Source organism: Kitasatospora albolonga (assembly GCF_039535905.1).
Taxonomy (GTDB): domain Bacteria; phylum Actinomycetota; class Actinomycetes; order Streptomycetales; family Streptomycetaceae; genus Kitasatospora; species Kitasatospora albolonga.
Window position 1 is genome coordinate 32,534 of sequence record NZ_BAAAYB010000010.1, and the last position, 26,953, is coordinate 59,486.

The following is a 26,953-nucleotide window of genomic DNA, read 5'->3' on the forward strand; positions in this document are numbered from 1 at the left end:
GGCGGTCAGACCGCGGGCGGCAGGTCCAGCCGGGCCAGCCGCTCGCGGTCGGCGAGGATGGCGATCTCGGTGATCCGTCCGTCCCGGACGGTGAAGGCCATCAGCGAGTACGGGCGGCCGTTCGGCTCCACCAGACTGCCGACGCTGCCGTTGACCAGCACCAGCCGCCCGAACGGGGCCAGCCCGGCGAACCGCGCCGCCTGCGCGGCGACCAGCCGGGCACCCCGCAGCAGCTGGGAGACGCCGGGGCCGGAGTCCACCCGGAGCAGCACCTCCGGGTCGAGCACCTCCAGCAGCGCGTCGAAGTCGCCGTCCCGGGCGGCGTTGCGGAAGGCCTCCACCACCACGCGCTGCAGCCCCCGGTCCGGCTCCTCCGGCGGGGTCGCGCCCTGCACCCGGCGGCGCGCCCGGCTGGCGAGCTGACGGGCGGCGGCCGGCTCGCGGTCGACGATCCGGGCGACGGTGTCGAAGTCCACCTGGAACATGTCGTGCAGCACGAAGGCCACCCGCTCGGCGGGCGGCAGGGTGTCCAGCACCACCAGCATGGCCAGGCCGACCGAGTCGCCGAGCAGCGCCTCCCCCTCCGGGTCCGTCCGCGCCAGGTCGGAGACCACCGGGTCCGGCAGCTGGAAGTCGGTGGCGTCCTCCGGCCGGGCCTTGCGCGAGCGCAGCTGGTCCAGGCAGACCCGGCCGACCACGGTGGTCAGCCATGCCCCGAGGTTGCGCACCTCGCGCACGTCCGCGCGGCTCAGGCGCAGCCAGGCCTCCTGCACCGCGTCCTCCGCCTCGGCCAGCGACCCCAGCATCCGGTACGCCACCGCCCGGAGCGCGGGCCGCTCGGCCTCGAACCGCTCCGCCAGCACGATCTCCTCGTTCACCCGGCCCACCCTAGGCGCCGGGCTGACGGGGCGTCAGGCCAGGGCGCCGTTCGGAGCGGGCGGGCGACGCTGTCTAGGATCGTCCGCATGGCACGGATCGTGATCGTCGGCGCGGGGATGAGCGGACTGGCCGCGGCGGCGCGGCTGGGCACGCTGGGGCATCGGGTGACGGTCTGTGAGGCCGGGCCGACGTACGGCGGGGAGCTCGGCCGGTACGAGCACGACGGCTTCGCCTTCGACACCGGGCCGACCCTGCTCGCGCTGCCCGCCGTCTACCGCGACCTCGCGCTGAAGAGCGGCCGGGAGCCGCTGGAGCAGCTGGTGCGGCTGGCCCCGGTCGACCCGGAGAGCCGGCACCTGTTCCCCGACGGCACCGAGCTGGTGCTCTCCAACGCCTCCCGCGGCCGGGTGGCCGAGGCCCTCGACACCGCCTTCGGCCCCGGCACCGGAGCCCGCTGGGGCGAGGTCACCAACCGCGCCCGCACCGTCTGGGAGGCCACCCGCCGCCCCCTGCTCGAGGAGCCGCTGCCCGCCGACCCCACCCCGCTGCACACCGACCCCTACCCCGCACCGCCCCGCCGCGGCCTGGCCCGGCTGCGCCGCGAGCGCCCGCACACCCTGGCCGCCGTGGCCGCCGAGGAGCTCGGCGGCGGGGCCGGGCCGACGGCGCTGCTGTACGAGTACGCGCTCCGGTACGGCCTGGACCCGCGCACCGCTCCGGCCGGGGCGGCGGTGCTGGCGTACATGGAGCAGTCCTTCGGGGTCTGGTCGGTGGGCGGCGGGATGCGGGAGCTGGCCACGGCGGTGTACCGGCGGTGCGAGCAGCGCAAGGTGGAGTTCCACTTCGACACCGAGGTCGACGAGGTGCTGCACCGGGACGGCCGGGTGACCGGGGTGGCCGCCGGGGCACGCCGCTTCGAGGCCGACGTGGTGCTCACCTCGGCCGACCGCACCGGGGCCCGCCTCGGACGGTCCCGGCTGTCGGTGCTGCTGTCGCTGCGCGGCGAGCGCCCGGCCGGCACGGTCGTCCGCACCGTGGTGCACGCCCGGGACACCGCCGCCGAGCTGGCCGCGCTGTTCGACCGGGACGAGTACCCGCGCTTCCCCACCGTCCAGGTGCACCGCCCGGGCGACGGCGCCCCCGAGGGCCACGAGGCCGTCACCCTCACCGTCACCGTGCCGCCGGGCACCGCCGTCCCCGCGGACTACGCCGACCACCTGCTGGAGCACCTCGCCTCGGCCGGTCTCGACCTCCGGGAGCGGCTGGCACACCTGCACGTCCCGGCGCCCTCGGCCGCGCAGCCGCTGCCCTCGCTGGCCGGGACGGGCGGAGCCCTCCTCAGCCCGCCGAACGCGACCGGGTACCCCAACCTGTACCGGATCGGCTCCGCCTCCCACCCGGGCGGCGGACTGGCGCGCACCGGGATGTCGGCCTCGATCGTGGCCGGGCTGGTCGGCCCGGCCTGACGGAACGCCAGTGGCCCGTCGCACCCCACGGAGTGCGACGGGCCACCTGACGGCTCACCCACCGGCTCAGTCGGCCAGGTTGGCGGCCCTCACCTCGTAGACGGCGCTCGTCTCCTGGTCCGTCCCCATCGCCTCGGCGAGACGGCGGAACCCGGCCGCCTCCTCCGGGCGGCCCTGCCGGTGCAGGGTGCGGCCGAGCGCCTCGTAGGCCCAGCCGTTCGCCGGGTCGAGCTCGACCAGACGGCGGAACGCGGCCTCGGCGCGGCCCAGTTGGGCGCTGTGGAAGTAGGACCGGCCGAGCAGCTCGACGGCCGCCCGGTTGGCCGGGTCCGCCTCGACGATCGGGGCGAGGATCGCGGCCGCGCCGCTGTAGTCCTTCGAGTCGAAGAACAGGTTGGCGCGCTGGTACTCCTGGTAGCTCACTGCGGGGGCTCCTTCCTCGGTCAGGCCCTCGTTCCGCCCCCTCCAACCAGCGCCGCCCTCCGGGTGTTCCCGGCTTGTGGGCGCGGCCCGGTGGGGCAGGATGGAGCGGGTCCGGAACCCCACTCGTTCACAGGAGACACCCATGAGCGGCAAGGAGAACGCCGAGATCCTCGGCTCGATCGGCTCGATGGTGGAGGCCGAGAAGCAGCTCCGCGCGCGGATCGCCTCCGGCGGCGCGGACCAGGAGGCGGCCCGGGCCGAGCTGGCCGCCCTGGAGGTCAAGCTCGACCAGTGCTGGGACCTGCTGCGGCAGCGGCGGGCCCGGGCCGAGTTCGGCGAGGACCCGGGCGGGGCGAAGCTGCGGCCGGCCGCCGAGGTGGAGGGCTACCAGTCCTGAGCCGCTGACGGTGCGTCAGGACTGCTGCTGGTAGTTCCAGTTCTGCTGCTGGTCGTGGCCGGCCGGGCCGGACTGCTGCGGGATCACCGGCTGCTGCTGCCAGTCCTGCTGCTGCCAGCCCTGCTCGTAGTAGCCGGTCTGGGCGTACGGGTCCTGGTACTGCTGCTGGTACTGCTGCTCGTAGCCCGGCACCGGCTGCTGCTGTTGCTGCTGGTAGCCGAACTCGTCGGTGGCGGCGTAGTACTGCGGCTCGGGCTGCGGCTGGTAGTACGCACCGGCGTAGACGCTGTCCTCGGTGAGCGGCTCCGGCTGGTACACGGCCTGCTCGTAGGCGGCGGCCTCGTAGGCAGGGGCCTCGAAGGCGGCCGGCTCGAAGGCCACCTGCTCGAACTCGTACGGCGCGGCGGCGGGTACGGCGGCGGGCTCCTCGATCGGGCCGACCTCGCCGACCTGCACCACGGCGGCGGCCTCGGCGGCCGGGTCCTCGCCCCCGGTGGCGGCGCTCAGCAGCGGCACCTTGGCGAGGGCACCGGGCAGCTCGCCGTCGGCCTTGCGCAGCGACCAGCCCGAGGTGTAGCCGCGCTTCACCGAGAGGGTGACCATCACCTGACCGGCCGCGAAGCCGGCCGCACCGGCGCCGATCACCGGGACGGAGGAGAGCACCATCCCGACGGCGACCAGCAGGAAGCCGCCCAGCGCGACGGCGCGCCAGTGCAGCGGGGAACGGCTCTGCAGCAGCAGCTCGGCGACCAGCCAGAGCGCGACCGCCGCGAGCGCGGCGTACAGCACGAGGTACCCGACGCCCATACCGCGTTCCTCCAAGTCACCGGCCCAGCCACCGCCCCCGCGTCCCGGCGACTGTACAGGCTCGCCCCACCCCCGGACGACCCTCCGGACCGCCTACCGGCGCAACGCCCACGGGACCGAGAGCCCGGCCCACCGCCGAATGACCCGCTGGACCGCTCGCCGGCACTACGACACGGACCGAGAGCCCGGCCCACCGCCGAATGACCCTCGTGCCCGGCAGCCGCCTGTCTGCCTTCCGCTGCGCGCAGTTCCTCGCGCCCCTGGTGAAACCGCCTGCCGGCGGGCGACACCTCAGCGCTGGTGCAGCCCGAGGTTCTGGTAGATCTCCAGCGTCGAGGTCGAGTGGTTCAGCGTGATGAAGTGCAGCCCCGGCGCCCCCTCGGCGAGGAGCCGCTCGGCCATCGCGGTGGCGTGGTCGAGGCCGACCGCCCGCACGGCCTCCGGGTCGTCGGCGACGGCCAGGAAGCGGTCCTTGAGGCCCGGCGGGAAGTCCGACCCGGAGAGCTGCGGGAAGCGGGTGAGCTGGCGGATGTTGGTGACCGGCATGATCTCCGGGATGATCGGCGTCGTGCAGCCCGCCGCCTCGACCCGGTCGCGCAGCCGCAGGTAGTCCTCCACCTCGAAGAACATCTGGGTGATCGCGTAGTCGGCACCCGCGCGGCACTTGGCCACGAAGTGACGGATGTCCTCGTCCCAGTTCTCCGAGCGCGGGTGCATGTTGGGGAAGGCGGCCACGCCGACGCAGAAGTCCCCGATGCCCTTGATCAGCTCGACCAGCTGGTAGGCGTACTCGACGCCCTGCGGGTGGCGGACCCACTCGCCCTCGGGGTCGCCGGGCGGGTCGCCCCGGACCGCGAGCACGTTGCGGACGCCCTGGTCGGCGTACTGGCCGATGATGTTGCGCAGCTCGGCGATCGAGTGGTCCACCGCGGTCAGGTGGGCGACGGGCGTCAGGGTGGTCTCGGTGGCGATCCGGCCGACCAGGTTGACGGTCCGTCCGCGGGAGGAGCCTCCGGCGCCGTACGTCATGCAGACGAAGTTGGGGTCGAGGGCCTCGACACGGCGGATCGCGTCCCACAACTTGGACTCGCCGGCCTCGGTGCGGGGCGGCATGAACTCGAAGGAGAAGGACCGGTCGCCGGCCGCCAAGAGGTCGCGGACGGTCTCTGCCCGGTCGGTACGGGTGGACGGGATGCCGAGAGCCATGCTGGCAGATTAGCCCTCCGCGCGAACGGCCCCGCAAACGTCGTCCACCTGCTGAGACGCGCTTCATCCGCCCGGTGGACGGGTCGTCCGGCCGTTCGACGGCGGCTCCGAGCACGGGTTCGAGGGGTGCCGCGCGCACGTTCGGCGGACGGGCCCGGCACGGCTGCCGACGGCCGCCCGGTTAGGCTGATCGTCAACCGAGTGATCCGGAGTTCCATCGTGCCCACGCCCACCGCCCGGCCGGTCAGCCCCCTGGAGACCGAGTCCGTCCGCGAGCGAGTCAACGCGGCGCTCGCGGTCTTCATGACCGAGCAGGCCGAGCTGCTCGGCACCGTCTCGGCCCAGCTGGGCCCGGTCGCCGACGCACTGCGGGAGTTCCTGCTGGACGGCGGCAAGCGGCTGCGCCCGGCGTTCTGCTACTGGGGCTGGCGCGGGGCCGGCGGCGCGGCGGAGGGCGAGGCGATCGCCCGGGCGGCGGCGGCGCTGGAGCTGCTCCAGGCGAGTGCCCTGGTGCACGACGACCTGATGGACCGCAGCGACACCCGGCGCGGCCTGCCCTCGATCCACCGGCGCTTCGAGGCGCTGCACCGGGCCAGCGGCTGGCGCGGGGACCGGGAGCAGTACGGGGCCTCGGCGGCGGTGCTGCTCGGCGACCTGCTGCTGATCTGGTGCGACGAGCTCTTCCTGCGCTCCGGCCTGCCGGCCGAGCGGGTGCTGGCGGCCAAGCCCGCCTTCGACCTGATGCGCACCGAGGTGATGGTCGGCCAGTACCTGGACGTGCTGGAGCCGGTGGCCGGGGACTCCGCCGACGAGCAGGCGCTGGAGCGCGCGCAGACGGTGCTGCACTACAAATCGGCGAAGTACACCATCGAGCGGCCGCTCCAGGTCGGCGCGCTGCTGGCCGGGGCCGGGCCCGAACTGGTCTCCGCCTACTCGGACTTCGGGCTGCCGCTGGGCGAGGCCTTCCAACTCCGGGACGACCTGCTCGGGGTCTTCGGCGATCCCGCGGTCACCGGCAAGCCGGCCGGGGACGACCTGCGCGAGGGCAAGCGGACCCTGCTGGTCGCGCACGCGATGCGCGGCCTCTCCTCCGCCGACGCCCGGCACCTGGACGAGCGGCTCGGCGCCCCGGACCTGACGGCCGAGGAGGTCCCGGTGCTGCGCGGCCTGGTGGAGCGCAGTGGTGCCGCCGACCTGGTGGAGCACCGGATCGACGAGCTGATGGCCCAGTCACTGGCCGCCCTGGACGCGGCCCCGCTGGCGGCCGGCCCGGCCCGCGCGGTGCTGCTCGCGCTGGCCGAGGCGGCCACCGTCCGCAAGTACTGACGGGCCGCCGGCCCCTAGCGCTGCGGGTAGCTGTACGTGTAGCCCTGCTGCTCGAACCAGGGCAGCAGCTTCTCCAGCGCCTGGTAGGTCTGCGAGCGGTCGCCGCCGCCGTCGTGGAAGAGCACGGTCGGGCCGGTGCCCTTGGCCAGGCCGTTCTGGACGGCGGTGACGATGGCGTCCACGCCGGGGCGCTTCCAGTCGTCCGGGTCGACGTTCCAGCCGAGCGGCCGCATGCCGTGCTCGGCGGCGATCTTGCGGCTCTCGGGGGTGAAGGCGCCGCCCGGGGCGCGGTAGTACTCGACCTTGGTGCCGTCCCCGGCGGCCTGCTCGATCATCCGCTGGGCGTCCAGGATCTCGCTCTCCTGGTAGGCGACGGGCTTCTTGTCCATCGTGGTGTCGTGGTGCACCGAGTGGTCGCAGAGCCGGTACCCGGCCGCCGCCACCTGCTTGACCACCTCGGGGTGGGCCTTGGCGTTGGGGCCGACCATGCAGAAGACGGCCTTGGCGTGGTGCTCCTGGAGCAGGCCGAGGATCTTCGGGGTCCAGACCGGGTCGGGGCCGTCGTCGATGGTGAGGTTGACGGTCTTCCCCTGGTCCTCGGAGGCGTGCACGATCGACTGGTCCACCGTCGCCACCGGGCTCGCCGACGGGCTCGGAGCGGCCTTGGGCTCGCCCTTGCTGCCGAGCGCCTGGTCGGCGACCACACCGGTGACCACCACCAGGGCGGCGGCGACCGCCGTCGCCGCCGCGGTCCGTATGCCACGCCCGCCCGTACCCGTCATCGTCACGCTCCCCTTGCCACCGTTCCGTTCGTCTACGGTGACAAATACGCACAAAGAACACCAGCGGTTCCGGCACTCCCGAACTGCCGCGTGCGTCACACCCGTTCACGCACGCGACCGGCCGCCCGCAGCGGACTGCGGACGGCCGGTCGTGGGTGTCGCAGGGGCTACTGCCGGACGCGGCGGGCCAGTTCGGCCGCCGCGGCGCCCGGGTCCTCGGCCGCGGTGATGGCGCGCACCACCACGATCCGGGTGGCCCCGGCCTCCAGCACCTGGTCCAGGTTGGATAGGTCGATGCCGCCGATGGCGAACCACGGACGGTCCGTCACCGCCTTGGCGGCGTACGAGACCAGGCCCAGGCCGGGGGCGTACCGGCCGGGCTTGGTCGGGGTCGGCCAGACCGGGCCGGTGCAGAAGTAGTCCACCCCGGGCTCGGCGATCGCCGCGTCCACCTCGGACTCGGCGTGGCAGGAGCGGCCGAAGAGCACGTCCTCGCCGAGGATCGCCCGGGCGGCCGGCACGGGCAGGTCGTCCTGGCCCAGGTGCAGCACGTCCGGGCGGGCGGCGTGCGCGACGTCGGCCCGGTCGTTCACCGCGAACAGCTTGCCGTGGCGGCGGGCGGCGTCGGCGAAGACCTCCAGGAACTCGAGCTCCTGCTTCGCCTCCAGCCCCTTGTCCCGCAGCTGCACGATGTCCACGCCGTTGGCCAGCACCGCGTCGAGGAACTCCGGAAGGTCCCCCTGCTCGCGGCGGGCGTCCGTGCACAGGTAGAGCCGCGCGTCGGCCAGCTGCTGACGGCGGTCCATCAGATCAGCTCCGCCTGGGCGCGGCGCTTGACCTCGGTGCCGCGGTTCTCCACCAGGGCCTCGATCGGGCTGCCCGGCAGCGAGGGCTGCTCGGTGAACAGCCACTCGAGGATCTCCTCGTCGGTGAACTTGGCGTCCCGCAGCAGCGTCAGCGTGCCGGACAGGTGCTTCACCAGACCGTCGTCCACGATGAACGCGGCGGGCACCTGGAGCGACCGGTTCGGGCCGCGGCGCACCGCGATCAGCTTGCCGGACCGCACCATGTCGCGGACCTCGGTGACCTGCACGCCCCAGCGCTCGCTGATGTCGGGCAGGTAGGTCCACTCGCGGACCAGGGATTCGATCTTGGACTCGTTCTCACTCACGGCACCAAGACTGCCACCTCGGGCCCGCGCGCCCTAACCCAGTGCGGCCTTCAGCTGGACGGCCGGGTCGGCGGCCGGTGCCGGGTCCAGCACCGCCCCGCGCTCGATCAGCTTCTTCGCCTGCCCGGTGTCCCGCGGCCGGTCCACCGCGAGCAGCCCGGTCAACCGCCCCGCCGCGTCCAGCCAGAGCACCGTCCAGCCGGCCTCCTCCGGCGAGCCCCGCCACAGCAGCTGGTCCCCCGCGCCGTGCCGGCCGGCGTACTGCACCATCCGGCCGAACTGCTCCGACCAGAAGTACGGCACCGGGTCGTACGGCGCGTCCGCCCCCAGCAGCGCGGCGGCCACCGCCCGGCCGGACTGCAGGGCGTGGTCCCAGTGCTGGGTGTTCAGCCGGGCGCCGAGCCGGGCCGAGGGGTAGGAGACGCAGTCCCCCGCCGCCCACACCCCGGGCAGCGAGGTGCGCAGCCGATCGTCCGTCAGGACGGCCCCGCTGCGGTCGAGTTCGACCCCCGTCCCGGCCAGCCAGCCGGTGGCCGGGCGGGCGCCGATGCCCACCACCACCTCGTCGGCGGCCAGTTCGGTGCCGTCCGCGAGCAGCACCGCGCCCGGCTCCACCGCCGCGACGCCCACCCCGCAGCGCAGCTCCACCCCCGCCTCCGCGTACCAACGGGCCATCAGCGCGCCGATCTCCGCGGGCAGCGCCCCCGCCACCGGGGCGGCGGCGGCCTCCACCACCGTCACCTCGCAGCCGAGCTGCCGCGCCACCGTCGCCGTCTCGGCACCGATCCAGCCCGCGCCGACCAGCACCAGGCGCAGGCCCGGGCGCAGACGCTCGCGCAGCGCGTGGGCGTCCTCGACGGTGCGCAGCGTCCGGGCCCCGGGGAGGGTCACCGGCTTGGCGCCGGTGGCCAGCACCAGGGCGTCGTAGCCGAGTTCACCCCGGTCGGTGTGCAGCGTGCCGGGGGTGAGGCCGGTGGCCCGGTGGCCGGGGAGCAGCTCCACGCCGGACCAGTCGACGTCCAGGGTGGTCGAGTCGGTCCGGCCGAGCAGCACGTCCTTGGAGAGCGGCGGGCGGTCGTACGGCGCGTGCGGCTCCGCCCCGAGCAGCGTCACCGGCCCGTCCCAGCCCCCGGCCCGCAACGCGAGCGCGCACTGCGCCCCCGCCATGCCGCTCCCGACCACGACCGCCCGCCCACTACCCGTCAGCTCTGCCACACCGGTCACCCTATGGTCACCCCGGGGGCGCGGGGAACTGCGCGCGGGAACGGCACCACGTGCGACTGGCCCGCCTGCCCCGATCTCACGGTGGGCCGCCTTCCGGACTCGCGCAGTTCCTCGCGCCCCTGCGGGGCGCCGCTATGCCTCCACGGTGACGACGATCTTGCCGATGTGGGTGTTGGCCTCCATGTACCGGTGCGCCTCCGCGATGTCCGCCAGGTCGAAGGTGCGGTCCACCACCGGTGCGAGCGAGCCGCTGCGCAGGCCCGCCGTGACGAAGGCGACGCCGCGCCGCAGCCGCTCCGGGTCGGAGGTGACCTCGAAGAGGGTGTAGGTGCGGGTGCTGAGGGCCGGGTACTCGTCGGCGTTGGGCAGCGGGGTGGGCCGCGGGTCGAGCCGGCCGTAGACCACCAGCCGCCCGCCGGGGGCGATGGCCCGGGCGAGGGTGTTCACTCCGGGGCCGGCGACGGGGTCGAAGGCCAGCCGGACGCCCCGGCCGCCGGTGATCTCGGCGACCCGGGCGGGGAGGTCCTCCTCGTCGGTGACGATCACCTGCTCCGCACCGGCGTCCAGCAGGGCCTTGCGCTTGGCCTCGCCCCGGGTGGTGGCGATCGGCACCGCGCCGAGGTGACGGGCCGTCTGGATCGCGGCCAACCCGACGCTGCTGGAGGCGGCGGTGATCAGCACGTGGTCGCCGGGCCGGACCGGGGAGTCCTCCGCCAGGGCGCCGTACGCCGTCAGGTACGCCATCCAGACCGCCGCACCGCTCACCGGGTCGAGGCCCGCCGGAGCGGGCACCAGCGCGTGGGCCGGGACGATCACGCGGTCGCCGTAGGTGCCGTACACGTTCTGCGGGAAGGCCGGGACGACGCCGACCCGGTCGCCCGGGGCGAAGCCGGTGACGTCCGGGCCGAGCTCCTCGACCACGCCGGCCGCCTCGGCCCCGAGGCCGGAGGGGAAGGCCGGCTGCAGGAAGTACCCGCCCGAACGGAACATCACCTCGGCCCGGTTGAGCCCGATCGCCTCCACCCGGATCAGCGCCTCACCGGGCCCGGGGGCGCGGACCTCCACCTGACGCACCGTCAGGACCTCGGGACCGCCGATCTCGTCGAACTGGACGTGTCGTGCCATGGGGTGGCCTCTCCTTCTGCCGGATCCACTGACCGGGACGACCTCACCACGAACTTCGACGCGCGTCAAACTTTGACAGGCATCGAACTTCATCGGCGGCGGCCGTACGATGGGACCTACCCGCCCACCCCCGAGGAGTCACCGTGGTCCGCACCCTGGAGCACCCCGATCCGGCCGACCTGACGCTGCAGCAGGTCCTGGACGCCCTGGTCGACCCGGTCAGGCGGCGGATCGTCACCCAGCTGTCCGAGGCGGCCGACGGCATGAGCTGCGGCACCTTCGACGCCACGGTCTCCCGCTCCACCCTCACCCACCACTTCAACGTCCTGCGCGAGGCCGGCCTGATCCGGCAGACCTACGCGGGCACCACCAAGCTCAACGTGCTGCGCACCGAGGATCTGGAGTCCCGCTTCCCCGGCCTCCTCCCGGCCCTCCTCGCCGCCGAGGCCTGACGCCCGCCGCACGCGCTCTCACTCCGTGAACTCGCCCTTCGGCGGGTGCCCCGGGCGGGGATATGGTGGGGCGGTATCCACGGGAGCCCGGTGCACCGGGCTGAGAGGCGGGCTGAGGCGGCCCGCGACCGTCCGAACCTGATCCGGGTCATTCCGGCGAAGGGAGTGCACGGCTTTGACACGCACCGAGACCGACGTCCTGGTGATCGGCGGCGGCATCATCGGCCTCGCGGTCGCCTGGCGGACCGCCCAGCGCGGGCTCGCCGTCACCGTGGTGGACCCCGAGCCCGGCCGGGGCGCGGCCCAGGTCGCGGCGGGCATGCTGGCCCCCGTCACCGAGCTGCAGTACGGCGAGGAGCCGCTGCTGCGCCTCGGGATGGCGTCCAACGACCGCTACGCGGACTTCGTCGCCGAGCTCACCGACCTCACCGACCTGGAGACCGGCTACCGCCGCACCGGCACCCTCGCGGTGGCGCTCGACTCCGACGACCGGGAGGAGCTGCGCGAGCTGCACGCCTTCCAGCAGCGCCTCGGCCTGGAGTCGCACTGGCTGACCGGCCGGGAGGCCCGCAAGCTCGAACCGATGCTGGCCCCCGGGGTCCGCGGCGGCCTGCACGTGACCGGCGACCACCAGGTGGACGGCCGACGGCTGGCCGCCGCCCTGGTGCTGGCCTGCGAGCGCTCCAACGTCACCCTCACCCGCTCCGCCGCCGTGGAGCTGGTCGTCGCGGACGGCCGGGCCACCGGCGCCCGCCTCAGCTCCGGCGAGGAGGTGGCGGCGGCCCAGGTGGTGATCGCCGCCGGGCCGCAGAGCCACCGCCTGCCCGGCCTGCCGGAGGGCGTGCTGCCGCCGGTGCGGCCGGTGAAGGGGCAGGTGCTGCGCCTGCGGGTGCCCTCCGCGTACGCGCCGTTCCTGTCCCGCAACGTCCGGGCCGTGGTGCGCGGTCAGCACATCTACCTGGTGCCGCGCGCGGACGGCGAGCTGGTGATCGGCGCGACCAGCGAGGAGCAGGGCTACGACACCACCGTCACCGCCGGCGGGGTCTACGAACTGCTGCGCGACGCCCACGAGTTGGTGCCCGGTCTGACCGAGCTCCCGTTGGTGGAGACCGGCGCGGGGCTGCGCCCCGGCTCGCCGGACAACGCCCCGCTGCTCGGCCCGACCGCCCTGCCGGGCCTGGTCGCCGCCACCGGCCACTACCGCAACGGGGTGCTGCTCACCCCGGTCACCGCCGACCTGACCGCCGACTACCTGGCCACCGGCGCGGTGCCCGCGCTGGCCGCCCCCTTCTCCCCCAGCCGCTTCGCCCCGAAGGCCGCCGCATGAACCAGCCGAGCCCGATCCCCCTCACCGTCAACGGCACCCCGCGCGAGGTGCCCGCCGCCACCACCCTGGACACCGTGGTCGGCCAGCTCAGCGCCTCCCCCAGCGGGGTGGCCGCCGCCGTCAACGAGGCCGTGGTGCCGCGCAGTTCGTGGAACGTGACCGTGCTCAGCCCGGGTGACCGGGTGGAGATCCTCACCGCAGTGCAGGGAGGCTGACCATGGCCGACGACCAACTCGTCATCGCCGGAACGGCGTTCGACTCCCGCCTGATCATGGGCACCGGCGGCGCCCCCAGCCTGGAGGTGCTGGAGCAGGCCCTGCTGGCCTCCGGCACCCAGCTGACCACCGTGGCGATGCGCCGGGTCGACCCGGGCACCCAGGGCTCGGTGCTGGACGTGCTGACCCGCAACAACATCCAGGTGCTGCCGAACACGGCCGGCTGCTACACCGCCGGGGAGGCCGTGCTCACCGCCCGGCTGGCCCGCGAGGCGCTCGGCACCGACTGGGTGAAGCTGGAGGTGATCGCCGACGAGCGCACCCTGCTGCCCGACCCGGTCGAACTCCTGGACGCGGCCGAGACCCTGGTGGACGACGGCTTCACCGTGCTGCCCTACACCAACGACGACCCGGTGCTGGCCCGCAAGCTGGAGGACGTCGGCTGCGCGGCCGTGATGCCGCTCGGCTCCCCGATCGGTTCGGGCCTGGGCATCCGCAACCCGCACAACTTCCAGCTGATCGTGGAGAGCGCCGGCGTCCCGGTGATCCTGGACGCGGGCGCGGGCACCGCCTCCGACGTGGCACTGGCGATGGAGCTCGGCTGCGCCGCCGTGATGCTGGCCTCCGCCGTCACCCGGGCCCAGCAGCCGGTGCTGATGGCCGAGGCCATGCGGCACGCCGCCGAGGCCGGCCGCCTGGCCCACCGGGCCGGCCGGATCCCGCGCCGCTTCCACGCGGAGGCCTCCTCCGCGATGGCCGGCCGGGCCGACCTGGACACCCGGGAGCGCCCGGCCTTCTGACCGGCACTCCGCCCGGCACCGAGCGTGCGCGGCGGCTCCTATGCTGGCGGAGCCACGTGACGCCGGGACGGGAGCGCCGATGCACCGAGCACTGACGGTCGCCGCCGTGCTGGCGCTCGCCCTGGCGGGCGCCGTCGCGGTGCCGCTGCCCGGCGGCGGCTGCACCGGCGTCTGCTCGGAGACCGTCAACGCCGCGGACCGCCCGCTCACCGCCGGGCGCAACTACTGCGCGGGCGGCCAGTCCACCGGCGACCTGACGCTCCGTCGGCCCGGCTGCGCCTCGGCCGAGTCCGAGCAGCGCTGGGCGACCGTCCCGCCGGGCCGGCAGACCCCGGCGGGACAGGACTGGGACACCCTCCGGGTGGACCCGGGCTGGTGCTACCGGGTCTCCTTCGAGGGGTTCTTCCCGTGGACCGCCGACTTCGCCCGGGACTACGCGGCCGGGGAGGCCGCCCTCTACGTCAAGGTGGGCAACGACTACACGGCGCGCGTCGAGAGTCAGGAGTACGGCCCCTGCGGGGGCTCGTCTCGGTAGCATCGGCCGGGTGAGCCGACCGAACCAGCTGCCTCCGCTGCCGGAGTCCGGGACCGGGGCCGACGGGTCCCGCACGGTCCGGGTGTTGAGCTACAACGTGCGCTCCCTGCGCGACGACCGGGACGCGCTGGTGCGGGTGGTCCGGGCCTGCGCGCCGGACGTGGTCTGCGTCCAGGAGTCACCGCGGTACTGGCGCCCCGAGGGGCAGGCGGCCTGGCTGGCCGCCCGCAGCGGGCTGGTGATCCTCTCCGGCGGCGGCCGGATCGCCGCCGGACCGCTGCTGCTCGGGCGGCTCTCGGTGGACGTGCTGGAGGTCCGGGACCGGCTGCTGCCCAAGACCAGGGGCCTGCACGCGCGCGGCTTCGCCACCGCCCGGGTGCGGATCGGCGGCTCGGCCCCGTTCACCGTGACCAGCTGCCACCTGAGCCTGGACCCGGACGAGCGGCTGCGGCAGTTCGCCCTGCTGCCCGAGCAGTTCGGGCCGGGCGAGGAGGGCTTCGTGGCCGGGGACTTCAACGAGCACCCGGACGGGCCCGGCTGGCGCCGGATGGCCGAGCGCTACCAGGACGGCCACGCCACGGCTCCGTGGGGCGGCACCAACACCTCCGTCCCCTCCGACCCGCACCAGCGGATCGACGCGCTCTTCGCGACTCCGGGCGTGGAGGTACTGGCCTGCGGCGTGCCGCACGGCCTGCCGGGCGTCACCCGGGCCGACCTGGTGGCCGCCACCGACCACCTGCCACTGCTCGCCGCCGTACGGGTGCCCGCCGTCAGAGGTTGAACAGACGGGTGTACGGGGCGCAGACCCGCACGCGCTGCGAGCCGCAGTCGACCAGGACGGCACGGTCGGGGCCGTCCTCCAGGGCGATCACCCGGCCCAGGCCGTACTGGTCGTGCGACACCCGCTCCCCCACCGTGAACTCCTTGGCTTCGGGCTGCGGTTGCGCCTTGAAGGGACTGGTGGGCAGTGCGCGGCGTCCTGCTCCTGATTTCGTCATCTTCGCCAGTATGCGCCCCCGCGCGGCGTTCCGACCCCCACCTTCGATTCCGATGCCGTCACGGCTCAGACCACCGCACCGCCGTGCGGGTCCTCCGGCTCGTCCTCGTCGCGGTCCTTCATCCGGATCACCAGGGTGGCGAAGCCGCCCAGGAAGGCGCTGACGCCCACCCAGGCCGGCCAGCCGGAGACCTCGCGCCAGACCAGCACGTCGAACAGGAGCAGCGCCGGCCCGCCGAGCACCGCGAGCCAGGCGAACCGGGCGGTGGTGTCCAGGGAGGGCAGCGGCGGCGGCTCCGGCGGCACGAAGTGGCCCTCGTCCGGGTCCTCCGCGGCCACGTAGTCGCGGGGGCCGGGCGCCTCCGGGCGGCGGCGCGGCTGCGGGGCGAACTCGTCCAGCCCGTCGGCGCCGCCGGGCAGGTCCTGCCGGGCCTCGCGGGCCTTGGTCTCCTTGGCCCGGACGTTCTCGATCTCGGGCCAGTCCGGGTCGGTCAGGTCGACCGGATCGTCGAACTGGGCCACCAGTGCCGCGAAGATCGCGTCCTGCTCGGCCTGGCTGCCGCCGAGCGGACGGCGCGCGGGCACGTCGGACCCGCCCGACGGCTCGGGCTTCGCCTTGCCGTCCAGGGGCAGTTCCTCGTCGTCGCCCGCGGTGTTGTTCATCTGCACTGCCGGCCCTTCAGCCCAGGTGGTCCTCGGCACTCACGTCCACGCCACGCGCCTCCACGACGGCGGCCGGGGTCAGCCGCCGGACGAAGTCGAGGCTCGACTCGACGATCAGTCCGGCGTCGTGGTCCAGCGTGGCCACGTGGTAGCTGCGCTCGCAGAGCAGCTCGGTCACATCGGTCGAGGATATCCGGGCCAGCACCAACTCGGAGTTGGCCGGGGAGACCACGTGGTCCTGCGGACTGTGCAGCAGCAGCACCGGCTGGCGGACGTCCGGCAGCTCCGCCTGCACCGTCCTCCAGAGCCGGGCCAGTGACCAGGCCGCGTGCAACGGCGTCCGGTCGTAACCGAGTTCGTGCACACCCGGCTTGGCGATGTCGTCGGCCACCCCCGGCAGGCTGGGCACCAGGTGGCGGACCACCGGCAACAACACACTTGCGGGGTTGTCGGAACGCACGGACGGGTTGACGAGCACCAGACCGGCCAGCGCCGAACCGTGCCGGGCAGCCAGCCGCAGGGCCAGCGCACCGCCCATCGAGAGCGCGCAGACGAAGACCCGCTCGCAGGTCTCCGACAGCTCCCGGAAGGCCCGGTCCACCTCGGCGTACCAGTCCTCCCAGCGCGTCACCTGCATGTCCTGCCAGCGGGTGCCGTGGCCGGGGAGCAGCGGGAGCGAGACGGTGTACCCGGCGGCGGCGAACTCCTCGGCCCAGGGCCGCATCGACTGCGGCGAGCCGGTGAAGCCGTGCACGAACAGCACTCCGACCGGCCCGCCCTCCCGGTGGAACGGTTCGGCACCGGGCATCAGCGGCATCGGCGGGCTCCTCGGCGAGTCGGGCGGGCCACGAGCTTCGGGCGGCCGCACCAGGGAACTGACGCTCGAATCGTCCCACGCTGGGACACGGCTCGTACAGACCCGCCGGTGCGTACCGGACCGGCCGGAAGCATTAGGATCGTGCGGTCCGCACTCCAGGAGGCCCCGGTTGTTCTACCGACTGATGAAGATGATCGTCGCACCGCTGCTGCGGATCTTCTTCCGGCCCTGGATCGAGGGTGCCGAGAACATCCCCGAGGACGGCCCGGCGATCATCGCCAGCAACCACCTCTCCTTCTCGGACTCGTTCTTCCTCCCCGCCCTGATGAAGCGTCGGGTGACCTTCATCGCCAAGGCGGAGTACTTCAACACCCCCGGCCTCAAGGGCAAGCTGACCGCCGCGTTCTTCAAGGGCGTCGGCCAGCTCCCGGTGGACCGCTCGGGCGTGCGCGGCGCGGGTGAGGCCGCGATCCGCAGCGCCATCGCGGTGATCGAGAGCGGCGAGCTGTTCGGGGTCTACCCCGAGGGCACCCGCTCCCCCGACGGCAAGCTCTACCGCGGCAAGGTCGGCGGCCTGGCCCGCGTCGCGCTGGCCACCGGCGCCCCGGTGATCCCGGTCGCGATGATCGACACCGAGAAGGTGCAGCCGCCCGGCCAGGTCAAGCCCAACTTCGGCATCCGCCCCGGCATCCGGATCGGCCGCCCGCTCGACTTCTCCCGCTACCACGGCATGGAGAACGACCGCTTCATCCTGCGCTCGGTCACCGACGAGGTGATGTACGAGATCATGCGCCTGTCCGGCCAGGAGTACGTGGACATCTACGCGACCGCCGCCAAGCGGCAGATCGCCGAGGACAAGAAGCGCGCCGACTCCGAGCGCAAGGCCGAGCAGAAGGCCGTCAAGGCGCAGCAGGAGGCGGAGAAGAAGGCCGCCGCCGAGCTGGCCGCCGCCGAGGCCGCCGAGAAGGACGAGAAGCCCGAGTAGTCGGGGCCCGGGGGGTCTGATGGACGTTCAACGACCGGGCTGGGGCGGGCCCCTGGGGGCCGGCGGGATGTCGGTGGAGATGCCGCTCTGGCGCGCCATCTCCACCTTCCGGGTGCTCGCGCTCGCCTACGCGGTGCTCCGGTTCTTCGGCTCCTACCTGGACTTCCTGCACCCCGTCTCCGGCTGGATCTACCTCGGCGCGCTCACCCTCTGGACGCTCGCCTCCACCCGGGCCTTCGCCGGGCCGCAGCGCTGCACCTGGTACGTGCTCGCCACCGACATGGCGTTCGCCGTGACCGGCATCGTGATGAGCGGCATCATCGACAAGCCGGAGCGGATCACCGCCGGGGCGCCCACCCTGCCCACCATCTGGGCGGCCGGCACCGTGCTCGGCTTCGCCGGCAAGGGCGGCTGGCGCTGGGCCGCGTTCGCGGGGGCGGTCATCGGGATCGCCAACATCGCCGGGCACGGCGGCGTCACCCCCGACAACCTGCACAACATCGTGCTGCTGATGGTCGCCGGCTGCGCCATCGGCTACGTCATCGAGATCGCCCGGGCCGGCGAGAGCGCCCTCACCCGGGCGCTCCAGGTCGAGGCCGCCACCCGCGAGCGCGAGCGGCTCTCCCGGGACATCCACGACGGCGTCCTCCAGGTGCTGGCGCTGGTCCAGCGGCGGGAGGGCGACGCCGACGAGCTCGGCCGCCTGGCGGGGGAACAGGAACGTGCCCTGCGCGCCCTGATGACGGGCCACCAGCCGGTCGCCTCCTCCACCGAGGAGGAGGACCTCAGCGCCCTGCTGGCCCGCTACGCCGACGACCGCGTCACCCTCTCCGCGCCCGCCACCCCCGTGCTGCTCCCCGCCCCGGCCGCCGCCGAGCTCACCGCCGCGGTCGGCGCCGCCGTCGACAACGTCCGCCGCCACGCCGGCCCCGCCGCCCGCGCCTGGATCCTGGTCGAGGACGAACCCGCGGCCGTCACCGTCTCCATCCGCGACGACGGCCCCGGCTACGCCCCCGAGCGGCTCGGCGAGGCCGAGGCCGCCGGACGCCTCGGCGTCTCCCAGTCCATCCGGGGCCGCCTCCTCGACCTGGGCGGCACCGCCGACCTCTACTCCGCCCCGGGCGAGGGCGTCGAGGTCGAGCTCCGCGTCCCCCGCCAGCCGCGCGGCTGACGCCGCGTCACCACACGTTCCCGTAGCAGTCGTCGCTCGGCAGCGGGCCCGAGGCCAGCACGGCGAGGTACAGCGGCACCGTCAGCAGGGCCAGTGCCACCGGGGTCCACCAGGGCACCCGCCGGCGCCGCAGGCCCCGGACGGCCGGCCCGCCGGCCAGGACCAGCCAGAACAGGCCGGAGATCACCAGCCACGGGGCCTCCGTGCCGCCGAAGCAGGTGAGGGGGAGGACCAGCGCGCCGCACAGCACGGAGACCACCGCGGCCAGCGGCACCGTGAGCACCAGCCACCCGGCGACGCCGGCCCACGACCGCCCGCCGCCCCGGCCGGCGTCCCGGCCCCACCCGGCGGCCCCGTCGCCGTCCCGTCCGTCCGTTCCGAGCTCGCTCATGCCCGGGGGACGCCGGACCGGGGCGGGGCGGTTGCTAACCTCCCCGGGAACGTACGAGCACCTGCACACCCCGAGGAGCCCCCTGATGGACGCTCAGGTCCGCGTCATGGTCGTCGACGACCACCCGATGTGGCGGGAGGCGGTGTCGCGGGACCTCGCGGAGGCCGGGTTCGACGTGGTGGCGACGGCCGGGGACGGCGAGGAGGCGGTCCGGCGGGCGCGGGCGAGCCTGCCGCAGGTGGTGGTGCTGGACCTGAACCTGCCGACGCTGCCCGGGGTGGCGGTCTGCCGGCAGGTCGTCACCCAGGACCCGACCGTCCGGGTCCTGGTGCTCTCCGCCAGCGGCGAGCACGCGGACGTGCTGGAGGCGGTGAAGTCGGGTGCCACCGGGTACCTCGTCAAGTCCGCGCACCGGGACGAGCTGATCGACGCCGTGCGCCGCACCGCCCAGGGCGACCCGGTCTTCACCCCGGGCCTGGCCGGTCTGGTGCTCGGCGAGTTCCGCCGCCTCGCCACCGAACCGGCCGCGCCCGCCTCCCCCGCCGCGCCGCAGCTGACCGCGCGCGAGACCGAGGTGCTCCGCCTGGTCGCCAAGGGCCTGTCGTACCGTCAGATCGCCGACCGCCTGGTGCTCTCCCACCGCACGGTGCAGAACCACGTCCAGAACACCCTCGGCAAGCTCCAGCTCCACAACCGCGTGGAGCTGGTGCGCTACGCCATCGAGCAGGGCCTGGACGACACCCTCTGACCGCCCCCGGCCGGCCCCTCGGCCGGCCCCTCAGACCGCGACCGCCGCCCGCAGCAGCTCGGCGACCAGCGAGACGCCGTCCCGGGTGAGCACCGACTCCGGGTGGAACTGGAGCGTGGCGAAGCCCGGCCCGCGCAGCGCGACGACGTCCTCGGAGTCGTCCGCCCGGGCCACCTCGACGCACTCGGCGGCCAGCCGGGCCGCGTCGGCGTCGGTGCAGCGGGCGGTGAAGGTGTTGTAGAAGCCGACGGTGTGCCGGGTGCCGAACAGGTCCACGCCCTCCTGGGCGCCCTGGTACGGAACGTCCTTGCGGGCCAGCGGCAGGCCGAACTCCGCGCTGACCAGCTGGTGGCTGAGGCAGACGGCGAGCAGCGGGGCCGTCCGGGCACCGGAGCGCGCGGCGGCCAGCGCGTCCGCGACGATCGGCCGCAGCACCGCCATCTTGGCGTCGGCGGGGTCGGCCGGGTCGCCCGGGCCGGGGCCGAGCACCAGCGGGCCCTGATGGGCCGTCAGCAGTCCGCGCAGGCCGGGGGTGTCGTAGCGCAGCACCCGCACCCGGTGGCCGAGCGAGCGGAGCAGGTGGGCCAGCATCGAGGTGAAGGTGTCCTCGCCGTCGACCACCAGGGTCTCGTGCTCGGCCGTGACGACCGCCGGCTGCTGCATCCGCAGCCAGAACGGCGCCAGCTTGGCCCGCCGGGAGTCCAGCGAGGTCTGCACCCGGTGGTCGTCCGCCAGCACCGGCCCGCCCCGGCGGGCGGTGCGCCCGGCCGGCGCCGGCCGGGCCCCGATCGCGGTGAGCACCCCGGCCGCCTTGGCGTGCGTCTCGGCCACCTCGGAGTCCGGGTCGGAGTGGCGCACCAGGGTCGCCCCGGCGCGCACCACCAGGGCGCCGTCGGGGGCGATGTCGACGGTGCGGATGCAGATCGGCGAGTCCAGCTGCTGGCCGCCGCCGGCCGAGCGGCCGATCAGGGCCAGCGCGCCGGAGTAGTAGCCGCGCCCGGTGCGCTCGTAGCGCTTGATCACCCGGGTGGCGTTCTGCACCGGGCTGCCCGTCACGGTGGCGGCGAACATGGTCTCCTTCAGCACCTCCCGGACGTCCAGCGAGGTGCGCCCGCGCAGCTCGTACTCGGTGTGCGCGAGGTGGGCCATCTCCTTGAGCCGGGGGCCGAGCACCTGACCGCCGAGGTCGCCGACGGTGCACATCATCTTGAGCTCCTCGTCGACCACCATGGTGAGCTCCTCCAGCTCCTTGGGGTCGTGCAGGAAGTCCAGCAGCGAGTCGATGTCAGGGCCCCCGGCCGGATAGCGGTAGGTGCCCGAGATCGGGTTCATCACCACCGTGCCGCCGCTCTGCCGGACGTGGACCTCGGGCGAGGCCCCGACCAGGTACCTCTCGCCGGTGTACACCAGGAAGGTCCAGTACGCCCCGCGCTCCTGCTCCAGCAGCCGGCCGAACAGCCCCAGCGGGGTGGCCGGGCCGAACTCGCCGAGGCGGGCCGTGAAGTCACGCCGGATCACGAAGTTGGCGCCCTCGCCGCGGCCGATCTCGTCCGCGATCACCCGCCGGACGATCCCGGCGTACTCCTCGTCCGGGATGTCGAACCCGCCGCCCTCCAGCGCGATCACCGGCTCCGGCAGCGCGGCCAGCACCTCGGCCAGCGGGAAGGCGTACTGCTCCTCGATCCGCAGCGCCTGCAGCGGGGTGCCGTCGTCGTGGGCGTCGAAGCCCCGCTCGCGGATCTGCCGGTACGGCACCAGGGCGAGCAGGTCGTGCCGGGCCCCGCCCTGCGGCGCGCCGTCCGGGACGGGCAGCTCGGCCAGCGTGTCGTACGCGCCGACCGTGCCGACCAGGACCTCGACGGTGTCCACGGCGTGCCGCGGGGTGCGGCGGTGCAGCAGGGCGTGGGCCGGGGCGCCGGGCGCGGCGAGGCGGGCGAGCAGGTCGGTCAGCGAGGTGAGGCTGGTCACGGTGGATCGGTCCTTCCGGAGCGTTCGCGGGTCTGGGTTTTCCGCTTCCGGGAGGCCGTCCTGCTCTCCGATACGCCGACGGCCGCCCCGTGGGGCGGCCGTCTCAAGCGTCTAGGAACGCGCGATCCGTGGGCCCACCCATGGGGTTGGCCCACCACCAGGAGAAGGTGTGCGGCGCGTTCATGGGGCAGAGCCTAGCGGGCCCGCCCGGCGGAGTGAAGCCGGGTCACCCGTTTGTCCGCGCGGTGTCTCACCCATCGGGCGGTGGTCACGATTCGGACGTCACACCCCGTAGCCTTGACCTCGTGACCGTGACGAATCATCACTCCTGGCAGTCCCTGCCCGCGGCGCAGCAGCCTGAATGGCCGGACCAAGAGGCTCTGCGCAAGGTGCTTGCGGACCTCGCGTCCTATCCGCCCCTCGTCTTCGCCGGCCGAGTGCGACCAGCTGCGTTTCCCGGCTCGCTGCCGTCGCACGTGGTGAGGCGTTTCCTGCTCCAGGGCGGCGGACTGCGCCGAGGCCTTCGACGGCGTCTCGGCGGACCACATCCGCAACAAGCTCAAGACCCTGCTCCAGATGGCCGCCGTGCTCACGGTACGCGGCCTCGGTGCCGGTCGTGAAGGTGGGCCGGATCGCCGGCCAGTACTCCAAGCCGCGCTCCAAGTCGACCGAGACCCGCGACGGTGTGACCCTCCCGGTCTACCGCGGCGACTCGGTGAACGGCTTCGAGTTCACCCCGGAGTCCCCGGATCCCGGACCCGGAGCGGCTCAAGCGGATGTACAACGCCTCCGCGGCGACGCTGAACCTGGTCCCGGCGCCTTCACCACCGGTGGGCTACGCCGACCTGCGCCAGGTGCACGCCTGGAACCAGGACTTCGTGCGCAACTCGCCCGCCGGCCAGCGGTACGAGCAGCTGGCCCGCGAGATCGACAACGCGCTGGCCTTCATGAACGCCTGCGGGGTCGCCCCCGAGGAGTTCAAGACGGTCGAGTTCTACTCCTCGCACGAGGCGCTGATCCTCGACTACGAGACGGCCATGACCCGGACCGACTCGCGCACCGGCGACCTGTACGACGTCTCCGGCCACATGGTCTGGATCGGCGAGCGCACCCGTCAGCTGGACCACGCGCACATCGAGTTCGCCGCCAAGGTCCGCAACCCGATCGGCGTGAAGCCTCGGCCCGACCACCACGGTCGCGAGGCGCTCACCCTGATCGAGCGGCTCGACCCGGAGCGCGAGCCCCGGCCGCCTGACCTTCATCACCCGGATGGGCGCGGGCAAGGTCCGCGAGCACCTGCCCACCCTGTCGAGAAGGTCACGGCTCCGGCGCCCAGCCGGTGTGGATCTGCGACCCGATGCACGGCAAACACCTTCGAGGCCTCCAGCGGCCACAAGACCCGCCGCTTCGACGACGTGCTCGACGAGGTCAAGGGCTTCTTCGAGGTGCACCGCGCCCTGGCACCCACCCGGGCGGCATCCACGTCGAGCTCACCGGTGACGACGTCACCGAGTGCGTCGGCGGTGGCGACGAGGTGCTGGTCGACGACCTGCACCAGCGCTACGAGACGGCCTGCGACCCGCGCCTGAACCGCAGCCAGTCGCTCGACCTGGCCTTCCTGGTCGCGGAGATGTACCGCAACCAGTAGGCCCTCGGTCCGGCCGATGTGACGAAGACCCCCTCCGCTTTCCGGGTTACGGAAGCGGAGGGGTCTTTTTCGTGCCCGGAATTATGGGTAAGGTAAGCCTTAGCTCATTGATCGGCCGCCCTAGTCCCTGGAGTCACCGCGATGTACGTGTGCATGTGTCATGCGGTCACCGAGGCGCAGGTCAAGCAGCAGATCGACGAGGGCGCCCAGACGCCCCGCCAGATAGCCCAGGGCTGCAAGGCCGGCACCGACTGCGGGTCCTGCGTGCGACGGATACAGGCCCTGCTCGGCGAGCACGGCGCACGCCCCTGCCCCACCGCGCGCCTGGCGGCCAAGCTCGGCCTGGCCGAGCCGGAGACCGCGGCGCACGCGGCCTGACCCCTCAGGACTCCGGCTGCTCGATCAGCTGGGCCAGGTAGAGCGGCTCGCCGAGCCGCTCCAGGAGCTCCAGCTGGGTGTCCAGGTAGTCGATGTGGTGCTCCTCGTCCGCGAGGATGGCCTCGAAGATGTTGGCCGAGGTCACGTCGTTCTTCGCCCACATGACCACGATGCCGCGCTTGAGGCGGTCGATCGCCTCCACCTCGACCTGCCGGTCGGCCTCGAACATCTCCTTGATGGTCTGGCCGATCCGGACGTGGAAGAGCCGCTGGTAGTTGGGCAGCCCGTCCAGGAAGAGGATCCGGTCGGTCAGTACCTCGGCGTGCTTCATCTCGTCGATGGACTCGTGCCGGGTGTACTTCGCGAGCTTGGTCCAGCCGAAGTTCTCCTGCATCTTCGCGTGCAGGAAGTACTGGTTGATCGCGGTCAGCTCGGCGGTGAGCTGCTCGTTGAGGAACTCGATGACCTCGGCGTCGCCCTTCATGGCGGTGCCCTCCTGTTGCTCTGTTCAGCTGTACGACTGACCGCATCGTGACACCCTTTTGCCGTGCATTTCCAGTAAGTTCACGCTTAGTGGCAGATGTGTCGAACTATCCGATTTGATGGTTTTCGAGAGCCGTCCGGAGGGGCGGGCGCGGCGGCCGTCCGGCGGTCTGTCACCATGGAGCCATGGGTCAGTCAGAACGCGAAGCAGATCCGCCGGCTGATCCGAGACTCCCCCCGGGCCAACGGCTCCAGCGCGGCTGGCCCGTCCTGCACTACGGCCCGGTCCCCCGCTTCAAGCCGATGACCTGGGACTTCCAGGTCTTCGGGGCCACCGCCTCGGCGGAGAAGCACAGTTGGGGCTTCGAGGAGTTCCAGTCCCTCCCCCGGGTGACGGTGCGCGGCGACTTCCACTGCGTCACCCGCTTCTCGATGCTCGACAACGAGTGGTGCGGCGTGTCCGCCTCGACCGTGCTCGACCTGGTGCCTCCGGCCGACCACGTCACCCACGTGATGGTCTGGGCCGAGTACGGCTACAGCGCCAACCTGAGCCTGGCCGACTTCGCGGACCCCTCCACCGTCTTCGCCACCCACCACGACGGCGAGCCGCTCACCGTGGAGCACGGCTTCCCGGTGCGGCTGGTGGTGCCCGGGCGGTACGCCTGGAAGGGCCCCAAGTGGGTCCGCGCGGTCGAGTACATGCGGGCCGACCGGCGCGGCTTCTGGGAGGAGCGCGGGTACCACAACCTGGCCGACCCCTGGGCGGAGAAGCGTTACTCCTACCAGGAGGAGCCCGGGGACGGGCCGCTGCGCTGAGCCGGCGTCAGCCCAGCGGGAAGGTCACCGTCACCAGGCCGTCCTGCTTCAGCGGCTGGCCCGCCGCGGGCGACTGACCGCTCGCCTTCGCCGTCCCGAAGACGTTGTAGCCCTTCACCTCCACCCGGTACCCGGCGGCCTTGAGGGTGCGCTCGGCGTCGGCCTGGCCCATCCCGGTCACGTCCGGCACCAGGTGCATCCCCTTGCTGACCGTCAGGGCGACCGGCGCGCCGACCGCCAGCCGGGTGCCGGGGGCCGGATCGGCCGAGACCACCGCGCCCTGGGGCACCGTGTCGCTGTACTGCTCGGTGACGGTGCCCGCGGACAGCCGGGCGTCGGCCAGCTGACGGGCCGCCTGCTCCTGCGGCTGGCCGACCAGCGGCGGCACCGCCACCCGCTCCGGCCCGCGGGAGACGGTCACCTTCACCGGATCGCTCTTGCGCGCCCGGGCACCCACGCCGGGGTCGGTGGCCAGCACCTTCCCCTCCGGGACGCTCTCGCTGTACTGCTGCACGTAGCTGCCCTGCAGTCCGGCCGCCTCCAGCGCCTGCTCGGCCTGCTCCTGACTCTGCGTCAGGATGCCCGGCACCGTGCCGTACAGCCCCTCGGAGAGCGCGTACGTGGTGCCGCCGACCAGCAGCAGCACGGCCGCCAGCACCGAACCCCAGACCAGCGGCTTGCGCGGCAGCCGCCGGCGGCGGGCCGGGCGGACGGGGGCGGGCTCGTCGTACGGGCGGATCCGGCCGAGCGTCATGGTCGGCGGGTCGAGCTCCAGCACGCTGGTCGGCTCGACCCGGTCGAGCACCGAGGTGGCCTCGGTGGTGGGGTGGAGCGGGCTGCGGCGGGCCGAGGCCGGGGGTTCGGCGTCCAGCTGAGCGGGCGTCAGGGCGCGGCGGGCGCGCTGCAGGGTGGCCAGCAGTTCGACCGCGTCCCAGGGGCGGCCCTGCGGGTCGCGCGCGGTGGCGGCGGCCACTATCGCGTCCAGGCCGGGGCCGGCTGCCGGGGCGGTGCGCGAGGGCGGCGGCACGTCCTCGTGCAGGTGACGGTAGATCACCTGCATCGGGTTCTCGCCGGTGTGCGGCTTGCTGCCGGTGAGCATCTCGTAGAGCAGGATGCCGGCCGCGTAGACGTCCACCCGCTGGTCGGTGGGGAGCCCGGGCCGCACCTGCTCGGGCGCCAGGTAGGAGACGGTGCCCAGCACGGTGCTCGCGCTGGTGGTCTCGGTGACCCCGTCGGAGCCGGTGAGCAGCCGGACCAGGCCGAAGTCGGCGACCTTGACCAGGCCGCCGTCGGTGATCAGCACGTTCTCCGGCTTGACGTCCCGGTGCACCAGCCCGGCCCGGTGGGCGGCGCCGAGGGCGGCGAGCACCGGCTCCAGCACGTCGAGGGCGGCCCGCACGCTGAGCGCGCCGCGGTCGCGGAGCAGGTCCCGCAGGGTGCGGCCGGGGACGTACTCCATGGCCAGGAAGACCGCGGCGCCGTCGGCCCCCTGGTCGAAGACGTTCACCACGTTGGGGTGGGCGAGCCGGGCGACGGCCTTGGCCTCGCGGATGAACCGGCCGGTGAACTCGGCGTCCGCGGCCAGCGAGGGGTGCATCACCTTGACCGCCACCGTCCGGTCCAGCCGGGTGTCGGTGGCCCGGTAGACGGTGGCCATCCCGCCGACCGCGATCCGCTGCTCGATCCGGTACCGGCCGTCGAGCAGGGTGCCGGTCAACCGGTCGGGCGGGGTGGTGTCCATCCGAGGAGTCTA

At 73.8% G+C, this 26,953-nt stretch carries 30 protein-coding genes, 3 pseudogenes and 1 riboswitch; of the genes and pseudogenes, 17 read left to right on the plus strand and 16 right to left on the minus strand.

Annotated elements, in window-relative coordinates:
* Positions 1–5: 5 nt before the first annotated feature.
* Positions 6–878, minus strand: coding sequence for a sigma-70 family RNA polymerase sigma factor (locus ABD946_RS02940; RefSeq protein WP_345279759.1), 873 nt, complete (start codon positions 876–878; stop codon positions 6–8).
* 87 nt (positions 879–965) lie between these two features.
* On the opposite strand from ABD946_RS02940, the gene ABD946_RS02945 reads away from it, so the two are divergent.
* Positions 966–2,345, plus strand: a complete 1,380-nt coding sequence (locus tag ABD946_RS02945) for a phytoene desaturase family protein (protein WP_345279761.1) — start codon at positions 966–968, stop codon at positions 2,343–2,345.
* A gap of 66 nt (positions 2,346–2,411) precedes the next feature.
* On the opposite strand, the gene ABD946_RS02950 is transcribed toward ABD946_RS02945, so the two are convergent.
* On the minus strand, positions 2,412–2,768 hold the full coding sequence (locus ABD946_RS02950) for a tetratricopeptide repeat protein (RefSeq protein WP_345279763.1): 357 nt from the start codon (positions 2,766–2,768) through the stop codon (positions 2,412–2,414).
* A 142-nt stretch (positions 2,769–2,910) separates the two neighbouring features.
* Here ABD946_RS02950 and ABD946_RS02955 point away from each other — a divergent pair, with 142 nt between their 5' ends.
* Positions 2,911–3,165, plus strand: coding sequence for a DUF2630 family protein (locus ABD946_RS02955; RefSeq protein WP_345279765.1), 255 nt, complete (start codon positions 2,911–2,913; stop codon positions 3,163–3,165).
* Between the two features lie 15 nt (positions 3,166–3,180).
* On the opposite strand, the gene ABD946_RS02960 is transcribed toward ABD946_RS02955, so the two are convergent.
* Both ABD946_RS02960 and metF read right to left on the minus strand, forming a co-directional pair.
* Positions 3,181–3,972 carry a hypothetical protein gene (locus tag ABD946_RS02960; protein ID WP_345279767.1) on the minus strand — a complete coding sequence of 264 codons (792 nt, stop codon included), beginning with the start codon at positions 3,970–3,972 and terminating at the stop codon, positions 3,181–3,183.
* A 291-nt stretch (positions 3,973–4,263) separates the two neighbouring features.
* Positions 4,264–5,178, minus strand: a complete 915-nt coding sequence (metF, locus tag ABD946_RS02965; RefSeq protein ID WP_345279769.1) for a methylenetetrahydrofolate reductase [NAD(P)H] — start codon at positions 5,176–5,178, stop codon at positions 4,264–4,266.
* Positions 5,179–5,397: 219 nt separating this feature from the next.
* Between metF and ABD946_RS02970 the strand changes: the two genes are divergently transcribed.
* On the plus strand, positions 5,398–6,504 hold the full coding sequence (locus ABD946_RS02970) for a polyprenyl synthetase family protein (RefSeq protein WP_345279771.1): 1,107 nt from the start codon (positions 5,398–5,400) through the stop codon (positions 6,502–6,504).
* Between the two features lie 14 nt (positions 6,505–6,518).
* Here ABD946_RS02970 and ABD946_RS02975 read toward each other — a convergent pair whose 3' ends face one another.
* From ABD946_RS02975 to ABD946_RS02995, 5 genes are all read right to left on the minus strand, one after another.
* Positions 6,519–7,286: a polysaccharide deacetylase family protein gene (locus ABD946_RS02975; protein WP_345279773.1), complete on the minus strand. Its 768-nt coding sequence runs from the start codon at positions 7,284–7,286 to the stop codon at positions 6,519–6,521.
* 167 nt (positions 7,287–7,453) lie between these two features.
* Positions 7,454–8,092: a thiamine phosphate synthase gene (thiE, locus tag ABD946_RS02980; RefSeq protein ID WP_345279774.1), complete on the minus strand. Its 639-nt coding sequence runs from the start codon at positions 8,090–8,092 to the stop codon at positions 7,454–7,456.
* A complete protein-coding gene (locus ABD946_RS02985; RefSeq protein ID WP_345279775.1) occupies positions 8,092–8,457 on the minus strand; it encodes an Rv2175c family DNA-binding protein in 366 nt (121 codons plus the stop codon). The genes thiE and ABD946_RS02985 overlap by 1 nt, the downstream gene beginning before the upstream one ends.
* A 33-nt stretch (positions 8,458–8,490) precedes the next feature.
* A complete protein-coding gene (locus ABD946_RS02990) occupies positions 8,491–9,672 on the minus strand; it encodes an NAD(P)/FAD-dependent oxidoreductase (RefSeq protein ID WP_380150211.1) in 1,182 nt (393 codons plus the stop codon).
* A gap of 141 nt (positions 9,673–9,813) precedes the next feature.
* Positions 9,814–10,806 carry a zinc-dependent alcohol dehydrogenase family protein gene (locus tag ABD946_RS02995; protein WP_345279777.1) on the minus strand — a complete coding sequence of 331 codons (993 nt, stop codon included), beginning with the start codon at positions 10,804–10,806 and terminating at the stop codon, positions 9,814–9,816.
* A gap of 143 nt (positions 10,807–10,949) precedes the next feature.
* On the opposite strand from ABD946_RS02995, the gene ABD946_RS03000 reads away from it, so the two are divergent.
* The 6 genes from ABD946_RS03000 to ABD946_RS03025 all read left to right on the plus strand — a co-directional run bounded on the left by ABD946_RS03000 (position 10,950) and on the right by ABD946_RS03025 (position 14,916).
* Positions 10,950–11,258, plus strand: coding sequence for an ArsR/SmtB family transcription factor (locus ABD946_RS03000; protein WP_345279778.1), 309 nt, complete (start codon positions 10,950–10,952; stop codon positions 11,256–11,258).
* Between the two features lie 69 nt (positions 11,259–11,327).
* A riboswitch (TPP riboswitch) is annotated at positions 11,328–11,440 on the plus strand.
* Positions 11,434–12,585, plus strand: coding sequence for a glycine oxidase ThiO (thiO, locus tag ABD946_RS03005; protein WP_345279779.1), 1,152 nt, complete (start codon positions 11,434–11,436; stop codon positions 12,583–12,585). It overlaps the preceding riboswitch by 7 nt.
* Entirely contained in the window at positions 12,582–12,800 is a 219-nt protein-coding gene (gene thiS, locus ABD946_RS03010; protein WP_345279780.1) for a sulfur carrier protein ThiS, read from the plus strand. Before thiO ends, thiS begins: the two co-directional genes overlap by 4 nt.
* A gap of 2 nt (positions 12,801–12,802) precedes the next feature.
* A complete protein-coding gene (locus ABD946_RS03015) occupies positions 12,803–13,600 on the plus strand; it encodes a thiazole synthase (RefSeq protein ID WP_345279781.1) in 798 nt (265 codons plus the stop codon).
* Between the two features lie 79 nt (positions 13,601–13,679).
* The gene (locus tag ABD946_RS03020) at positions 13,680–14,135 is read left to right on the plus strand and encodes a hypothetical protein (RefSeq protein ID WP_345279782.1); all 456 of its coding nucleotides are present in this window, start codon (positions 13,680–13,682) and stop codon (positions 14,133–14,135) included.
* A 10-nt stretch (positions 14,136–14,145) separates the two neighbouring features.
* Positions 14,146–14,916, plus strand: coding sequence for an endonuclease/exonuclease/phosphatase family protein (locus ABD946_RS03025; RefSeq protein ID WP_345279783.1), 771 nt, complete (start codon positions 14,146–14,148; stop codon positions 14,914–14,916).
* On the opposite strand, the gene ABD946_RS03030 is transcribed toward ABD946_RS03025, so the two are convergent.
* The 3 genes from ABD946_RS03030 to ABD946_RS03040 form a co-directional block, all read right to left on the minus strand.
* Positions 14,906–15,133, minus strand: coding sequence for a hypothetical protein (locus ABD946_RS03030; RefSeq protein ID WP_345279784.1), 228 nt, complete (start codon positions 15,131–15,133; stop codon positions 14,906–14,908). The two genes, ABD946_RS03025 and ABD946_RS03030, sit on opposite strands and share 11 nt — an antisense overlap.
* Positions 15,134–15,198: 65 nt before the next feature.
* Entirely contained in the window at positions 15,199–15,795 is a 597-nt protein-coding gene (locus ABD946_RS03035; RefSeq protein ID WP_345279785.1) for a hypothetical protein, read from the minus strand.
* Positions 15,796–15,811: 16 nt separating this feature from the next.
* On the minus strand, positions 15,812–16,612 hold the full coding sequence (locus tag ABD946_RS03040; RefSeq protein ID WP_345279786.1) for an alpha/beta hydrolase: 801 nt from the start codon (positions 16,610–16,612) through the stop codon (positions 15,812–15,814).
* A gap of 169 nt (positions 16,613–16,781) precedes the next feature.
* Between ABD946_RS03040 and ABD946_RS03045 the strand changes: the two genes are divergently transcribed.
* Both ABD946_RS03045 and macS read left to right on the plus strand, forming a co-directional pair.
* Entirely contained in the window at positions 16,782–17,597 is an 816-nt protein-coding gene (locus ABD946_RS03045) for a lysophospholipid acyltransferase family protein (RefSeq protein WP_345279787.1), read from the plus strand.
* A 19-nt stretch (positions 17,598–17,616) separates the two neighbouring features.
* Complete coding sequence (gene macS / locus ABD946_RS03050; protein WP_345279788.1) at positions 17,617–18,768, plus strand: MacS family sensor histidine kinase; 1,152 nt, start codon at positions 17,617–17,619, stop codon at positions 18,766–18,768.
* Between the two features lie 7 nt (positions 18,769–18,775).
* On the opposite strand, the gene ABD946_RS03055 is transcribed toward macS, so the two are convergent.
* Positions 18,776–19,159, minus strand: coding sequence for a hypothetical protein (locus ABD946_RS03055; RefSeq protein WP_345279790.1), 384 nt, complete (start codon positions 19,157–19,159; stop codon positions 18,776–18,778).
* An 85-nt stretch (positions 19,160–19,244) separates the two neighbouring features.
* Between ABD946_RS03055 and ABD946_RS03060 the strand changes: the two genes are divergently transcribed.
* Entirely contained in the window at positions 19,245–19,907 is a 663-nt protein-coding gene (locus tag ABD946_RS03060; protein WP_345279792.1) for a response regulator, read from the plus strand.
* A gap of 30 nt (positions 19,908–19,937) precedes the next feature.
* Here the strand turns inward: ABD946_RS03060 and ABD946_RS03065 are convergent, their stop codons facing one another.
* On the minus strand, positions 19,938–21,875 hold the full coding sequence (locus ABD946_RS03065) for an anthranilate synthase family protein (protein ID WP_345279794.1): 1,938 nt from the start codon (positions 21,873–21,875) through the stop codon (positions 19,938–19,940).
* A 182-nt stretch (positions 21,876–22,057) separates the two neighbouring features.
* Between ABD946_RS03065 and ABD946_RS42390 the strand changes: the two are divergent.
* The 4 genes and pseudogenes from ABD946_RS42390 to ABD946_RS03080 all read left to right on the plus strand — a co-directional run.
* Positions 22,058–22,315 (plus strand): annotated as a pseudogene (locus tag ABD946_RS42390) (3-deoxy-7-phosphoheptulonate synthase); the annotation flags it as partial.
* Between the two features lie 182 nt (positions 22,316–22,497).
* Positions 22,498–22,554 (plus strand): annotated as a pseudogene (locus ABD946_RS03070) (hypothetical protein); the annotation flags it as partial.
* 97 nt (positions 22,555–22,651) lie between these two features.
* Positions 22,652–23,523, plus strand: a pseudogene (locus ABD946_RS03075) (3-deoxy-7-phosphoheptulonate synthase).
* A gap of 141 nt (positions 23,524–23,664) precedes the next feature.
* Positions 23,665–23,901, plus strand: a complete 237-nt coding sequence (locus ABD946_RS03080; protein WP_345279796.1) for a (2Fe-2S)-binding protein — start codon at positions 23,665–23,667, stop codon at positions 23,899–23,901.
* Positions 23,902–23,905: 4 nt separating this feature from the next.
* Here the strand turns inward: ABD946_RS03080 and bfr are convergent, their stop codons facing one another.
* Positions 23,906–24,385 (minus strand): bacterioferritin, encoded by a 480-nt coding sequence (gene bfr / locus ABD946_RS03085; protein ID WP_345279798.1) that lies wholly within the window; start codon positions 24,383–24,385, stop codon positions 23,906–23,908.
* A gap of 185 nt (positions 24,386–24,570) precedes the next feature.
* On the opposite strand from bfr, the gene ABD946_RS03090 reads away from it, so the two are divergent.
* Complete coding sequence (locus ABD946_RS03090) at positions 24,571–25,200, plus strand: sulfite oxidase-like oxidoreductase (protein ID WP_345279799.1); 630 nt, start codon at positions 24,571–24,573, stop codon at positions 25,198–25,200.
* A 7-nt stretch (positions 25,201–25,207) separates the two neighbouring features.
* On the opposite strand, the gene pknB is transcribed toward ABD946_RS03090, so the two are convergent.
* Positions 25,208–26,941, minus strand: coding sequence for a Stk1 family PASTA domain-containing Ser/Thr kinase (gene pknB, locus ABD946_RS03095; RefSeq protein WP_345279801.1), 1,734 nt, complete (start codon positions 26,939–26,941; stop codon positions 25,208–25,210).
* Positions 26,942–26,953: the final 12 nt, after the last annotated feature.